The sequence below is a fragment of the Pantoea sp. VS1 genome (genome assembly GCF_002207995.1).
GTDB classification, from domain to species: domain Bacteria; phylum Pseudomonadota; class Gammaproteobacteria; order Enterobacterales; family Enterobacteriaceae; genus Pantoea; species Pantoea dispersa.
Map to the genome: position 1 here is coordinate 81,843 of NZ_NHZE01000008.1, position 12,669 is coordinate 94,511.

Sequence of the window (12,669 nt, forward strand, 5' to 3'; positions counted from 1 at the left end):
AATGCGAATAATTGTCTACGGCAGTTTACGGCGCAAACAGGGAAATAGTCATTGGATGACCAATGCGCAATGGCTCGGCGACCATCAGATTGAAGGGTTTGCGCTCTACAATCTCGGTCACTATCCGGGCGTGGTTGAGGGGGACGGCACGGTGTACTGCGAAGTGTATCGCATCGACGCCAGTACCCTCGGCGAGCTGGATGCCTTGCGCAGCAAGAACGGCGAGTATAAGCGCCAGCTGATCCAGACGCCCTACGGCAGCGCCTGGCTGTACGTGTATCAGCGTTCGATTGCCGGTCGCACCCGCATCGCGAGTGGCGACTGGTTACGGCGCGATGACGCCGCAGAAGCGTAAATAAAAACACCGCCCAGTGGGCGGTGTTTTTTTATCTGCCGATCGCCATACATAGCGATGCGGCAGCGCTAACAGAAAACTTATTTCTTCTGTGCGCGCTCGAAAGAGGAGATGATTTCAGCTTTAGCCGCTTCCGCGTTGTCCCAGCCGTCAACCTTCACCCATTTGCCTTTTTCCAGATCTTTGTAGTGCTCGAAGAAGTGGGTGATCTGCGCTTTCAGCAGTTCTGGCAGGTCGTTCACATCTTTAATGTGATCGTACTCTTTGCTCAGCTTGGTGTGCGGAACCGCTACCAGTTTGGCATCTTCACCTGATTCGTCGGTCATCTTCAGCACGCCCACCGGACGGCAGCGGATCACTGAACCTGGCTGCAGCGGATACGGGGTTGGCACCAGTACGTCAACCGGGTCACCATCCAGAGACAGCGTGTGGTTGATGTAACCGTAGTTGCACGGATAGAACATGGCGGTAGACATGAAACGGTCTACAAACAGGGCGCCAGACTCTTTGTCCACTTCATATTTGATCGGATCGGCGTTGGCCGGGATCTCGATGACGACATAGATATCTTCTGGCAGATCTTTACCTGCAGGCACCTGGTTCAAACTCATCTGGCTTTCCTTCATTAGTCGTAAGTTGAGTGACGGCTATTATAGCCAACTGACTCTGAAAGTATGCCCCCTTTTTGGCGTTTCGGAATGGTCCAGCAGGCTACTTCGTGGTGACAAACAGCGACACAATCCCTGCGGCGATTAGCGGCCCGACCGGCACGCCGCGAAAGAACGCCACACCAATCACCGTGCCAATCAGCAACCCGCCAATCACCGACGGCTGCACGCTCATTAAACTGACGCCGCGACCGCCGAGCCAGGCAACAAATACGCCAACGATAATCGCCACGATTGATTGCCAGTTAGCAAAGGATTTCAGCAGCGACGAGGCCGGCAGCGTGCCGCTTGCCAGCGGTGCCATGACGGCCACGGTGAGAATGATTATACCAATCTGGATGCCCTGCTTTTCGACGTAGGGAAAGAACTGTGCCAGCGGCGTGAGCTTAATCACCAGCAGGATGAGAATCGAAATGGTGACGGCGCTGTTGTGGACGAAGTAGCTCAGGATGGCGAGGCAGATAAGAATGAGGGTCGAGGCGTAGGCAGCCATGGTTTCTCCGTGAATAATGGGCGCGCTGACCGTGGTCAGCGCTAAGCGTGTTTAACGCCCCCATTTATCAACAATCATCGGGATTGGCGCAACTGCCTTTGTTGATTGATTGCAGCATCAGCGCCTGGTTGCGCACCAGACTGACGCCTTGCGCGCCCACTGACAGCGCCGCCATGGAGCCCTGACTGCTGAGGAAATAGCTGCGGCTGGCATCGGTCCAGCTATCACGGTAGGCCAGCCAGGCGCGCTGCGCATTGCGCAGTTTGTCTTTGGGCTCACCGGTTAATTTCTTCATCAGCTGGCTATATTGCGCATTCATCTCTTTGTCCCACGCCTTATTGGCCGAGCTGTAGCACTGCGACATGCCGGCGGTGCTGGACTCTTTATTCAGGCATTGATTGAGCTGCTGATCGATAGGGTTTTGCTGTGCCATTGCCACGCTGGACGCGAACAGACAGGCGAGCGGAAGCCATTTTTTCATCGTTACATTCCTTGCTTTTAGCGCTACGAACTTCAGGAAATCTGAAGCGTAGATGATCGTAATCAGGTTGACCATCAATGAAGGATAAAGTTTCCCCCGGTCACTGCCGATAATCTCTCCGTTTTAGGGCTACTGGATTCTCCCTTTTTTAAAGCGCACGGGAATTATCATGATCACACAGCTATCTATACGCACGGCTTTACTCTCTCTTCTGGCCTTTATGACGCTGCTGCTGCTGGCAGTGAGCGGTATGGGCATCTACGCCATCAATTCCGGCAACCAGTCACTTGACGCCATCAACCGTATTCAGGGCATTGAACTCAACAGCCTGTATCAGAGCAACGCCGATCTGATGCGTGCCCGCGCCAGCGCCGCGCTGGCGGTGCGCAAAATCGAAATCGGCCTGCTGGACGAGGGTGCGACCGTCACCAAACAGGCGCAGGCGGATGTCGCCAGCTCGCAACGCCATCTGACCGCGTTTATTGATGCCGGTACCGTTACCGCGCAGGGCAAAAGTCTCGCCGATGCGGTCGCGGCCGCGTTCAGCGCATATCAAAAAGGTGCCATGGCACCCATGATGGATGCGCTGCAAAAGCAGTATACCGATGAGTATTACCAGGTGCTGGAAGGCAACCTGTCGCAGCTGGCGGCTAACTATTCCAAGGCAGTGAACGACTTCAGCCTGTATGCCGACGAAGTCTCTGCCGCACGTCTGGCGGCAGCGGCGCACAATGAACTGCAGATGAAGATCATGATTGGCGTCGCCGTCGCGCTGACCCTGTTGCTGATTGCACTGGCCTGGCTGCTGCTGCGCCGCGCGCTATTGCGTCCGCTGGACGGGGCAATCCAGCATCTGGAGCAGATTGCAGCCGGCGATTTGTCGCAGCCGCTGCCGACAGCGGCCAATAACGAAATTGGCCGTCTGAACCAGGCGCTGACGGGAATGCAGCTGGCGCTGCGCAACTCGGTCAGCCAGGTGCGTGAAGCCAGCCTGCAGATTGACGTCGGCAGCCGCGAGCTGTCCGCGGGCACGGTGCATCTGTCGCAGCGCACGGAGGAGTCGGCGGCCTCGCTGGAGCAGACTGCCGCCAGCATGGAGCAGCTCACGGCCACCGTCCGGCTTAATGCCAGTAACGCGCAGCAGGCCAATCAGCTGGCCAGTAGCGTGTCGGATACTGCCGATCGCGGTGCAGAAGTGGTGTGCTACGTGATGGAGAAAATGCGTGAGATCACCCACAGCTCCGATCGGATCGCCGATATTCTCAGCGTGATCGACGGTATTGCGTTCCAGACCAACATCCTGGCGCTCAACGCCTCGGTGGAAGCGGCGCGTGCCGGTGAGCAGGGGCGCGGTTTTGCCGTGGTTGCCAACGAAGTGCGCACCCTGGCCGGGCGCAGCGCCAGCGCCGCCAAAGAGATTCGTGAGTTGATCAGCGAATCTCAGACGCGGGTCAAAGAGGGCAGCGACATGGCCACGCGCGCCGGCGAAACCATGGATGAGATCTCCAGCGAAGTGATGCGGGTCACCGCGCTGATGAAGGAGATCTCCATCGCCTCGGAAGAGCAGAGCCGCGGCATTGAACAGGTTAACCAGGCGGTGACGCAGATGGATGAAGCCGCGCAGCAAAACGCCGCGCTGGTGGAGCAGGCCAGCGCCGCTACGCAGTCGCTGGAAGCGCAGTCGCAGCAGTTGCAGGCATCCATGGCACAGTTCCGCGTGGCGACAGCATAATCAGGGTGGGGTCAGGGATGACCGGTAACGTTGCCTGCGTTCGCCCTGATGGATGGCGACGCGGGAGAAGATAACGCGGTACTTTATGCGGTGCGCCTTATGGTGCACCGCTGTTCAGACCGGCGGGAAATGCCAGAATCATCGCTGCCAGCCGATCATCTTCCGCCAGAAAATAGGCTGCCGGCACTTCCAGCACCTGCGCCAGTAATTGCAGCGTTAATAAATCCGGTTTATGCACGCCCAGTTCATAGCGATTAATACGCGCGCTGGCAGAAAACTCTTCAATCCCTGCGGCAATACCCAATCCTTTCTGCGACAAACCTTTCGCCAGACGCGCTTGTTTCAGGCGTCGACAAAAAGTGTCTTGCAGCGAGGAGGTCGGTTTCATGACTACGAGAATCGTAGATTTAGCGCTTGTCAGATACTACGAGTAACGTAGTATCGTTACGGGAATGGATAAGCGAACTAAGGAGAGTTGCGTGAATAATGCGAAGTCAGACTGGCATCCGGCCGATATCATTGCGGCGCTGCGTAAAAAGGGAACCTCAATGGCGGCGTTATCCCGACAGGCGGGATTATGTTCCACCACGTTAGCCAATGCGCTGGCGCGTCCGTGGCCGAAAGGGGAATTAATTATTGCCGAAGCAATTGGTATTTCGCCGGCTGAGATCTGGCCGAGTCGTTATTATGCGGAGAATGGTGAATTAATTAATCGACAGGCAAGAATCAGAAATAAAAAATAAGTAAGCCTGGGCAACGGCGTAGTGCCGATTAAATTGCAATTAATCTCTGTATGCCGGTGCGCATAAATGCGCACCCAACATAAACCGTGCCATCGACCTGTAAGGTCGCCATTAATGGCGACCGAAAATCATTGACTGGCAGGCATCACATGCAGGCATTTTAAATGCCCGCTTAATTACGCCTGATGTTCGTCCGGGAACTCACGCATGAAGCGTTCAACGTCGTCGACCATCGCATCATTACCGCAGAAGAACGGGCAGCGCTGGTGCAGCGTTTCCGGCTGAATATCGAGGATACGGTTTTTACCGTCGCTGGCTTTACCGCCCGCCTGTTCGGCGAGGAAGGCCATCGGGTTGCACTCATACAGCAGGCGCAGCTTGCCTTTCGGGTGGCTGGCGGTGCTGGGATAAAGATAAATGCCGCCTTTCAGCAGGTTGCGGTGGAAATCCGCCACCAGCGAACCGATGTAGCGTGAGGTGTAAGGGCGCTTCGTTGATACATCTTCTTCCTGGCAGAACTTCAGGTACTTTTTCACGCCCTGCGGGAAGCGGATGTAGTTCCCTTCGTTGATCGAGTAGGTGTAGCCTTTTTCCGGGAAGGTCATGCGTTCGTGGCTCAGGCAGAACACACCGAGCGACGGATCGTAAGTGAAGGCATGAACGCCCACGCCAGTGGTGTACACCATCATGGTTGAGGAACCGTACACCACGTAACCTGCGGCAACCTGCTTGTGGCCCGGTTGCATGAAATCGGCTTCAGTGATCGGCGTGCCTGGCTCACTAATACGATGATAAATCGAGAAAATGGTGCCGACGGAAACGTTAACGTCGATGTTCGAAGAACCATCCAGCGGGTCCATCAATACTACATACTTACCGTTCTCCGAACCTTCAAAGATGACAAACTCATCTTCTTCTTCGGAAGCAATCCCCGCGACCACACCGCGCGCCTTCAGTGCCGCTTTCAGCTTTTCGTTAGCGAACAGATCCAGCTTCATCTGCTGCTCACCCTGCACGTTCTCTACGCCGCTGGCCCCGAGAATATCCACCAGACCCGCTTTGTTGATGTCGCGGTGGATGATTTTTGCGCCCAGCTTGATGGAGGAAATCAGCGCCGTCAGTTCACCTGTGGCGTGAGGAAAGTCGTGTTGCTTCTCGACGATGAATTCGCCTAACGTTTTCATAACACATTCCCTGAATCTACGATGGAGTGGCAGCAGCTGTAACAAGCTACCAACGTATGCGTACGCAGTTTAGCCGATTGAACTTCAAAAACCATAGTCCTAATCCGTTTCTTCCCTCCGGACTCGGCGTTACACTGTGCGCCGAACTTTTGAGTAATGGATCTTTTTATGCGCATTCACATCCTCGGGATTTGTGGCACTTTTATGGGCGGACTGGCGATGCTGGCCCGCTCGCTCGGACATGAAGTGACCGGTTCAGATGCCAATGTCTATCCGCCGATGAGCACGCTGCTGCAACAGCAAGGCATTGAATTAACTGAAGGTTACGATGCCTCGCAGCTGGACCCGGCACCGGACCTGGTGATCATCGGCAACGCCATGACGCGCGGCAACCCGTGCGTGGAAGCGGTGCTGGAACGCAACATTCCTTACCTCTCCGGACCGCAATGGCTGCACGATTTCGTGCTGCGCGATCGCTGGGTGCTGGCGGTGGCCGGTACCCATGGCAAAACCACCACAGCCGGCATGGCAGCGTGGATTCTCGAGGCCTGCGGCCTGGAACCGGGCTTTATTATTGGTGGGGTGCCGGGTAACTTCGATGTATCGGCAAAATTAGGAAAAAGTCCATTCTTCGTCATCGAGGCGGATGAGTACGACTGCGCGTTTTTCGACAAGCGTTCCAAGTTTGTACATTACTGCCCGCGCACCCTGATCCTCAACAATCTTGAGTTCGATCATGCCGACATCTTCGACGATCTGCGGGCGATCCAGAAGCAGTTCCACCATCTGGTGCGCATCGTGCCGGGTCAGGGCAAGATCCTGCTGCCGGAACACGATCACAATATTAAGCAGGTGATGGCGATGGGCTGCTGGAGCGAGCAGGAGAGCGTGGGCGACAACGGCCGCTGGCAGGCGAAGAAGCTGGTGCCGGATGCCTCGCGCTGGGAAGCCTGGCTCGACGGCGAGAAAGTGGCGGAAGTGAACTGGGCGCTGGTCGGCGAACACAACATGCACAACGGCCTGATGGCGATTGCCGCCGCACGTCACGTTGGCGTGAAGCCGTGCGATGCCGGAGAGGCGCTGAACAGCTTCATTAACGCGCGTCGTCGCCTCGAGCTACGCGGCGAAGTGAACGCGATTAAGGTGTATGACGATTTTGCCCATCACCCAACGGCGATTCTCGCTACGCTGGCGGCGCTGCGCAGTAAAGTCGGCGGCACCGCACGCATTCTGGCGGTGCTTGAGCCGCGCTCTAATACCATGAAGATGGGCGTGAGTAAGAACGAACTGGCCCCTTCGTTAGGGCGTGCCGATGAGGTATTCCTGTTCCAGCCGCACCACATTCCGTGGCAGGTCGCCGACGTTGCGGACGCCTGCATTCAGCCGGCGCACTGGAGCGCGGACATTGATACGCTGGTGGAGATGGTGGCTAAAGCGGCGCAGCCGGGTGATTCGATTCTGGTGATGAGCAACGGCGGATTTGGCGGGATTCATCAGAAACTGCTGGAGCGATTAGGTAAGTAATGCGTGGCCGGCCCTGGGCCGAGAGGCGATCTGCCCTCATCCCAGCCTTCTCCCGCAAGCGGGAGAAGGGGCCGTCCGGTGCGGACGTCACATCCAGCGCTCGTCCTCAGCTACCTCAGCACTCTGCTTCAGCTACCTCAGCACTGTGCTATTCCCTCTCCCGCCTGCGGGAGAGGGTTAGGGTGAGGGCGGGGCAATCGTCCGCAGCGGACTTACGCTTCAGCCAGCTCGCGCAGGTACTGGAAAATCTGGCGGGCGGCTTTTGGCGGCTTACTGGCGGCTTTCTCTTTCTGTGCGTTGCGGATCATACTGCGCAGCTGCTGGCGGTCGGCGTGCGGATAGAGATTCAGCACTTCCGCCACCGCGTCATCACCCTGTTCAATCAGCCGATCGCGCAGCTGCTCCAGCTTGTGGAACAGCGCAACCTGCTGGTTGTGGCGATTCTTCAGCTTATCCAGCGCCAGGCGGATTGGCTCTTCGTCGCGCTGACGCAGCATTTTACCAATCAGCTGCAGCTGGCGGCGGCGGCCTTCCTTCTTAATGCGCTGCGCCAGTTCAATGGCGTCACGCAGCTGTTCATCAAGCGGGATCTTATCCAGGGAGTTCTTCCCTAAATCCACTAACTCGGCGCCCAGGCGTTTCAGCTCCTCGGCGTCGCGTTTAATTTCACTTTTACTGACCCAGATAATCTCTTCGTCTTCTTCTTCCTGATTATCCGGCACATCGTCGAGCCAGTCTTCGGGCTGCTTCGTCATCTGTTGGCTCCCTAAAAAAAGAGGCTAATCCTACCAGTTTATCGGGCGACTGCGAAATTGTTCTCTGAGTCTGATAGACTCAATAAATTCATACTTAAGATTAGACGGCAGGTCGATGAACGTATCTACTCAGGTTGCAGAACAACGTAAAGTGTTGGAACAGGCTGTCGCGCAGGCGCTGGAACTGGCGCAAGCCAGCACCGACGGAGCAGAAGTGGCGGTCACCAAAACCACCGGAATCGGTGTCAGTACCCGCTACGGCGAAGTGGAAAACGTCGAATTCAACAGCGATGGCGCGCTTGGCATCACCGTCTATCACCAAAACCGCAAAGGCAGTGCTTCCTCGACCGATCTCAGCCCGGACGCGATTAAACGCACCGTGCAGGCTGCGATCGATATCGCGCGCTACACCTCGCCCGATCCCTGTGCTGCGCCGGCCGACCGCGATCTGCTGGCGTTTGAGGCGCCGGATCTCGATCTCTATCACCCGTGGGAGATCGACGCCGATCGCGCCATTGAGCTGGCCGCGCAGGCCGAGCAGGCCGCGCTGCAGGCTGATAAACGCATCACCAATACCGAGGGTGGCAGCTTTAACAGCCACGTCGGCATCAAAGTCTTTGGTAACAGCCACGGCATGCTGCAGAGCTACTGCTCGAGCCGGCATTCGCTGTCGAGCTGCGTCATTGCCGAGCACAATGGTGACATGGAGCGCGACTACGCCTACACCATTGGCCGCGCGATGGGCGATCTGCAAAGCGCCGACTGGGTGGGCGCGGAGTGCGCGCGCCGCGTGCTGGCACGTCTTTCGCCACGTAAGCTGCCGACCATGAAAGCGCCGGTGCTGTTTGCGCCGGAAGTGGCCACCGGCCTGTTCGGCCATCTGGTGGGCATGATCAGCGGCAGCAGCGTTTACCGTAAATCCACCTTCCTGCTCGACGCGCTGGGCCAGCAGATTCTGCCGTCGTGGCTGACGATTGAAGAGAAGCCGCACCTGCTGAAAGGGCTGGCGTCGACGCCGTTCGACAGCGAAGGCGTACGCACCGAAGCGCGCGAAATCGTGAAAGATGGCGTGCTGCAGAACTGGCTGCTGACCAGCTATTCGGCGCGTAAGCTTGGCCTGCAAAGCACCGGCCACGCGGGCGGCATTCATAACTGGCGCATCGCCGGTCAGGGCCACAGCTTTGACGATCTGGTGAAGCAGATGGGGCGCGGTTTGATCGTTACCGAGATGATGGGTTCCAGCGTCAGCGCCATGACCGGCGACTACTCACGCGGTGCGGCTGGCTTCTGGGTTGAAAACGGTGAAATTCAATACCCTGTGAGCGAGATCACAATTGCGGGCAACCTCAAAGATATGTGGCTCAATATGGTAACGGTCGGTAACGACATTGAAACGCGCAGCAATATACAATGCGGATCGGTGCTGCTGCCGGAGATGAAAATCGCCGGACAATAAAGACATCGCTTGATGAAAGCAGCCCACAGCGGCTGCTTTTTTTTCGCCTGATAATAATTAAAGGAAAACGTTATGCGTAAGCATGTGATTGCTATGTTGTCTTTGTCGTTGCTGTTCTCCTCAGCCAGCCTGTTCGCGGCTGACCTGGAGCAGGATATGGATACTCTGAAAGACGGGCTGAGTGTCGTTAAGAAAACCTCTGACGCGCAGGAAATGCACGCTGCACTGGGCAAGATGCGTGCCGCTGCGCAGGATGCAAAAAAATCCACGCCGGAAAAACTGGGAGGTCAGGGCGCTGACAGCGCACAGATCAAGGATTACCACGCCGGTCTGGACTCACTGATTGCCCAGATCGACGTTGTCGACCAGCTGGCGCAGGCTAACAAGCTGGACGAGGCGAAAACCGAAGCGAAGAAACTGGAAGATATCCGTAACGCCAACCATAAGAAATTCCGCTGATAAACCGGGCCAGCCTGCAGGCTGGCCTTATTCCTGCCGCGGCTTCGCGTCATTCCACCGTTTTTATCCCGCTTTTTACCTCATTTCACGCATTTCGTGAGCGATCTCGCATAGTTCGTGCATCGTGCGATCTGGCGCACAGTCGCCCGTGGGATTTCCACTTTGAGGTGGAAATGTTGCGTCTCCACACCGCCAGGCGGACAGCGTAATTTCTTCTCAACGCGAATTATCTGACATTGTCCGCTGTAAACAGGAGTAACAAGGTGAGGAGTGATGCTGTCCCGCTGAAACCGAGCACGCCGGAGGCAATCCAGGCGCTGGCGGATAAGGTGATGAATCAAATCGCGGCGCTGTATGCCGCGCACCACATTGCAGCCAATGCGGTGCAACAGCAAATGCTGGCCTCACATGTCCGCGCCATGGCGGCACGTTCTCTCACCGGAGAGGCGCTGCCGGACGTCGAAGCCGAACTGTTTGAGGACATCTCGCCTGAGACCATGGCGCTGGCGCAGCAGGTGGTGGATCTGTTTGGCAATTTGCCTGTCGAAGAAGCCTGGCTGCTGTCGGTGCATATCGAAGTGGCGAAATCGAACGAAGCATGAATTGAGAGAGGAACAGAATATGGTAACGGTAGTGATTGGCGATCGTCTGGGTAAAGGGCAGAAAGTGGCAGCTGGCGTCGAAAAAGCCGGCGGTCGGGCTGTAGTGGTGCCGGGCGTGGCGGCGGATATGAAACTGGGCGACGTGATGAAAGCGGAAAACGCTGATTTCGGCATCTCCTTCTGCGGCAGCGGCGGCGCCGGTGCCATCACCGCGCAGAACAAGTACGGCTACAAAGCCAAACACGGTATGCGTTCGGTGGACGAAGGGGTAACCGCCATCAACGAAGGTGCCACCGTGCTCGGTTTTGGCTTCATGGATAAAGAAGAGCTGGGTGAGCGTCTGGTTCAGGCCTGGAATAAAAAACACGGCAGCTAAGCATGAAACAACAGTATGAGACGCAGGTCACGGTGCAGGGCAAAGGCGACAGCAAAGCAAAAGCCTTCGCCGATGCGCTCAGCAAGGTGCAGCAGCAGGTGCTGCGCACCAGCCAGAAAATTCTGTTGCGCATTGAACCGCTCGATGTGCGGGTGCTACGCGCGCAGGAGAGCGTGCGGAAGGAGAAATTTCTGTTCTTTTTCCTCGCGCGTGAACGGCGGAATTACAGCGTGGAGCTGGAAATTACCGTCAGCGTCACTGTGATCGACACCGAGAGCGTGACCTTCACAGCAACGTAAGAATAACGACAACAAGGGTAACAATATGTTTTTAATCATTTTGTTTAAGTCGTTGATCATAGGTGGATTAGTCGGCGTGGGCGTTGGAGCGGGCGCGGCGCGCATGTTCCACGCGCCTGTCACGCAGGGGATGGGTGCCTTCCGTACGCTGGGCGAGCTCAACTCCTGCGAGGGCGATCCGGCTTCGCACTTCTCCTTTGGTCTCGGCTTCTTCTTTAACGCCTGGGCATCCTCCGTTGCTGCGGGCTCCTTCACGCAGGATGTGGATCACCGCATTCTGCCGAACTGGGGCGCGGCCGCACTGATGGTAAAGAACCGCAACGTCGCGGAAACGCTGCATAACCCGAAACGCATGGCGATAGCCTGCGGCATTATCGGCATGATCGTGGTGGCCTTCCTGAACAGTACCGCTTCCGCCGTACCGGCTGCGCTGCAGGTGACCGCGGTAAAAGTGCTGGTGCCGGCGGCGAATCTGCTGGTGAACACGGTGATGCCGGTGATCTTCTGGCTGGCGGCAATTGATGCCGGTAAGAAATCGGGCTTCTGGGCAACCATTTTTGGTGGTCTGGCGCAGTTGATCATGGGTAACGCCGTGCCGGGTCTGGTGCTGGGCATTCTGATCGGTAAAGGCGTGGAAGAGAGCGGCTGGAACAAAGTCACCAAAGTGATGATGGCTGCGATTGTCCTGCTGTTTGTGCTGAGCGGCTTCTTCCGTGGCTTCGATGTGAAACTGCTGCAATCCTTCCAGCTCGGCATCCCTGGCTGGCTCGACATGATCCACAACAGCCTGAGCGGCAAATAAGGAGCCTTCAGCATGAACGAGAACGAAAACAAAGGGTTCTGGTACGCCGACTGGTCTTTCCCGCTGTTTGTCGGCCTGCTCTCCTCCGGCGTATTCGCCGGGACGCACATGTACTACCTGTACGGCATCGGTGCTTTTAACGAAGTGGCATTTGTTTCGATGCTGCGCTCCGGCATGGAAACCGGCGTGTACGGCGCGGTGGCGGCGTTTGGTGCCAGCTTCCTGTTTGCCCGCATCATTGAAGGTTCGCTGGTAGGGATTCTGGATATCGGCGGCGCGATTCAGACCGGCGTCGGCCTCGGTGTGCCAGCGCTGCTGCTGGGAGCCGGTATCGTGTTTCCGGTGGCGAACTTTGCCGCCTCGCTGGCAACCGGGCTGGTGATTGGCGTGGCGATTGGCTACGTGATTATCCTCGCGCGTAAATTCACCATCAACCAGAGCGATTCCACCTACGGCGCGGACGTAATGATGGGCGCCGGGAATGCCTCCGGTCGCTTCCTTGGTCCACTGATTATTCTGTCTGCCATGGCGGCATCAATTCCGATCGGCCTCGGTTCGCTGGTTGGTGCGCTGCTGTTTTACCTGTGGAACAAGCCGATTACCGGCGGCGCAATTCTCGGTGCCATGGTGCTCGGCGCTATCTTCCCGGTTTCGCTGTAAGCGCGAAATGGCTGCACAATCCCGTAGCGGCGCGATTTATCGCGCAATAAATTGCGCCGCTACGGCATGTGCGCTCTGTA

General features: G+C 56.9%; 17 protein-coding genes. 11 read left to right on the plus strand and 6 right to left on the minus strand.

Annotation, left to right across the window (positions count from 1 at the left end; translation table 11 throughout):
- Position 1 precedes the first annotated feature (1 nt).
- Entirely contained in the window at positions 2–355 is a 354-nt protein-coding gene (locus tag CBW22_RS04375; RefSeq protein ID WP_031280151.1) for a gamma-glutamylcyclotransferase family protein, read from the plus strand.
- An 80-nt stretch (positions 356–435) separates the two neighbouring features.
- Here CBW22_RS04375 and ppa read toward each other — a convergent pair whose 3' ends face one another.
- The 3 genes from ppa to CBW22_RS04390 form a co-directional block, all read right to left on the minus strand.
- A complete protein-coding gene (gene ppa / locus CBW22_RS04380; protein WP_021509737.1) occupies positions 436–966 on the minus strand; it encodes an inorganic diphosphatase in 531 nt (176 codons plus the stop codon).
- Positions 967–1,066: 100 nt separating this feature from the next.
- The gene (locus CBW22_RS04385; RefSeq protein ID WP_021509736.1) at positions 1,067–1,516 is read right to left on the minus strand and encodes a DUF441 domain-containing protein; all 450 of its coding nucleotides are present in this window, start codon (positions 1,514–1,516) and stop codon (positions 1,067–1,069) included.
- Between the two features lie 67 nt (positions 1,517–1,583).
- Complete coding sequence (locus tag CBW22_RS04390) at positions 1,584–1,997, minus strand: lysozyme inhibitor LprI family protein (RefSeq protein ID WP_058759859.1); 414 nt, start codon at positions 1,995–1,997, stop codon at positions 1,584–1,586.
- 172 nt (positions 1,998–2,169) lie between these two features.
- Here CBW22_RS04390 and CBW22_RS04395 point away from each other — a divergent pair, with 172 nt between their 5' ends.
- The gene (locus CBW22_RS04395; protein WP_088516140.1) at positions 2,170–3,729 is read left to right on the plus strand and encodes a methyl-accepting chemotaxis protein; all 1,560 of its coding nucleotides are present in this window, start codon (positions 2,170–2,172) and stop codon (positions 3,727–3,729) included.
- A 97-nt stretch (positions 3,730–3,826) separates the two neighbouring features.
- Here CBW22_RS04395 and CBW22_RS04400 read toward each other — a convergent pair whose 3' ends face one another.
- Positions 3,827–4,117 carry a helix-turn-helix domain-containing protein gene (locus CBW22_RS04400; protein WP_021509733.1) on the minus strand — a complete coding sequence of 97 codons (291 nt, stop codon included), beginning with the start codon at positions 4,115–4,117 and terminating at the stop codon, positions 3,827–3,829.
- A gap of 91 nt (positions 4,118–4,208) precedes the next feature.
- On the opposite strand from CBW22_RS04400, the gene CBW22_RS04405 reads away from it, so the two are divergent.
- The gene (locus tag CBW22_RS04405) at positions 4,209–4,472 is read left to right on the plus strand and encodes a helix-turn-helix domain-containing protein (protein WP_021509732.1); all 264 of its coding nucleotides are present in this window, start codon (positions 4,209–4,211) and stop codon (positions 4,470–4,472) included.
- 176 nt (positions 4,473–4,648) lie between these two features.
- Here CBW22_RS04405 and fbp read toward each other — a convergent pair whose 3' ends face one another.
- Entirely contained in the window at positions 4,649–5,656 is a 1,008-nt protein-coding gene (gene fbp, locus CBW22_RS04410; RefSeq protein ID WP_021509731.1) for a class 1 fructose-bisphosphatase, read from the minus strand.
- A 168-nt stretch (positions 5,657–5,824) separates the two neighbouring features.
- Here fbp and mpl point away from each other — a divergent pair, with 168 nt between their 5' ends.
- Positions 5,825–7,180, plus strand: a complete 1,356-nt coding sequence (gene mpl, locus CBW22_RS04415) for a UDP-N-acetylmuramate:L-alanyl-gamma-D-glutamyl-meso-diaminopimelate ligase (protein WP_058771333.1) — start codon at positions 5,825–5,827, stop codon at positions 7,178–7,180.
- Between the two features lie 212 nt (positions 7,181–7,392).
- Here mpl and yjgA read toward each other — a convergent pair whose 3' ends face one another.
- Entirely contained in the window at positions 7,393–7,935 is a 543-nt protein-coding gene (gene yjgA, locus CBW22_RS04420) for a ribosome biogenesis factor YjgA (protein WP_058759857.1), read from the minus strand.
- 115 nt (positions 7,936–8,050) lie between these two features.
- On the opposite strand from yjgA, the gene pmbA reads away from it, so the two are divergent.
- From pmbA to CBW22_RS04455, 7 genes are all read left to right on the plus strand, one after another.
- Positions 8,051–9,391, plus strand: coding sequence for a metalloprotease PmbA (gene pmbA / locus CBW22_RS04425; RefSeq protein ID WP_021509729.1), 1,341 nt, complete (start codon positions 8,051–8,053; stop codon positions 9,389–9,391).
- 72 nt (positions 9,392–9,463) lie between these two features.
- Positions 9,464–9,850: a cytochrome b562 gene (gene cybC, locus CBW22_RS04430; protein WP_088516115.1), complete on the plus strand. Its 387-nt coding sequence runs from the start codon at positions 9,464–9,466 to the stop codon at positions 9,848–9,850.
- Positions 9,851–10,113: 263 nt separating this feature from the next.
- Positions 10,114–10,452: a glycine dehydrogenase gene (locus CBW22_RS04435; RefSeq protein ID WP_010617110.1), complete on the plus strand. Its 339-nt coding sequence runs from the start codon at positions 10,114–10,116 to the stop codon at positions 10,450–10,452.
- A gap of 19 nt (positions 10,453–10,471) precedes the next feature.
- The gene (locus CBW22_RS04440; RefSeq protein WP_021509727.1) at positions 10,472–10,828 is read left to right on the plus strand and encodes an SFCGS family glycine-rich protein; all 357 of its coding nucleotides are present in this window, start codon (positions 10,472–10,474) and stop codon (positions 10,826–10,828) included.
- Between the two features lie 2 nt (positions 10,829–10,830).
- Positions 10,831–11,127 (plus strand): DUF4312 family protein, encoded by a 297-nt coding sequence (locus CBW22_RS04445; protein WP_021509726.1) that lies wholly within the window; start codon positions 10,831–10,833, stop codon positions 11,125–11,127.
- Positions 11,128–11,152: 25 nt separating this feature from the next.
- The gene (locus CBW22_RS04450) at positions 11,153–11,929 is read left to right on the plus strand and encodes a DUF4311 domain-containing protein (protein ID WP_021509725.1); all 777 of its coding nucleotides are present in this window, start codon (positions 11,153–11,155) and stop codon (positions 11,927–11,929) included.
- A 12-nt stretch (positions 11,930–11,941) separates the two neighbouring features.
- Positions 11,942–12,589, plus strand: a complete 648-nt coding sequence (locus tag CBW22_RS04455) for a DUF4310 family protein (RefSeq protein ID WP_021509724.1) — start codon at positions 11,942–11,944, stop codon at positions 12,587–12,589.
- The last annotated feature ends 80 nt before the right edge of the window (positions 12,590–12,669 follow it).

Bases quoted from the DNA above. Each gene is read 5' to 3' on its own strand.
- CBW22_RS04450 (WP_021509725.1), top strand. From the start codon at position 11,153: ATGTTTTTAATCATTTTGTTTAAGTCGTTGATCATAGGTGGATTAGTC.
- CBW22_RS04445 (WP_021509726.1), top strand. From the start codon at position 10,831: ATGAAACAACAGTATGAGACGCAGGTCACGGTGCAGGGCAAAGGCGAC.
- CBW22_RS04440 (WP_021509727.1), top strand. From the start codon at position 10,472: ATGGTAACGGTAGTGATTGGCGATCGTCTGGGTAAAGGGCAGAAAGTG.
- cybC (WP_088516115.1), top strand. From the start codon at position 9,464: ATGCGTAAGCATGTGATTGCTATGTTGTCTTTGTCGTTGCTGTTCTCC.
- CBW22_RS04455 (WP_021509724.1), top strand. From the start codon at position 11,942: ATGAACGAGAACGAAAACAAAGGGTTCTGGTACGCCGACTGGTCTTTC.
- pmbA (WP_021509729.1), top strand. From the start codon at position 8,051: ATGAACGTATCTACTCAGGTTGCAGAACAACGTAAAGTGTTGGAACAG.
- yjgA (WP_058759857.1), bottom strand. From the start codon at position 7,935: ATGACGAAGCAGCCCGAAGACTGGCTCGACGATGTGCCGGATAATCAG.
- CBW22_RS04385 (WP_021509736.1), bottom strand. From the start codon at position 1,516: ATGGCTGCCTACGCCTCGACCCTCATTCTTATCTGCCTCGCCATCCTG.
- fbp (WP_021509731.1), bottom strand. From the start codon at position 5,656: ATGAAAACGTTAGGCGAATTCATCGTCGAGAAGCAACACGACTTTCCT.
- CBW22_RS04390 (WP_058759859.1), bottom strand. From the start codon at position 1,997: ATGAAAAAATGGCTTCCGCTCGCCTGTCTGTTCGCGTCCAGCGTGGCA.
- ppa (WP_021509737.1), bottom strand. From the start codon at position 966: ATGAGTTTGAACCAGGTGCCTGCAGGTAAAGATCTGCCAGAAGATATC.
- mpl (WP_058771333.1), top strand. From the start codon at position 5,825: ATGCGCATTCACATCCTCGGGATTTGTGGCACTTTTATGGGCGGACTG.
- CBW22_RS04400 (WP_021509733.1), bottom strand. From the start codon at position 4,117: ATGAAACCGACCTCCTCGCTGCAAGACACTTTTTGTCGACGCCTGAAA.
- CBW22_RS04375 (WP_031280151.1), top strand. From the start codon at position 2: ATGCGAATAATTGTCTACGGCAGTTTACGGCGCAAACAGGGAAATAGT.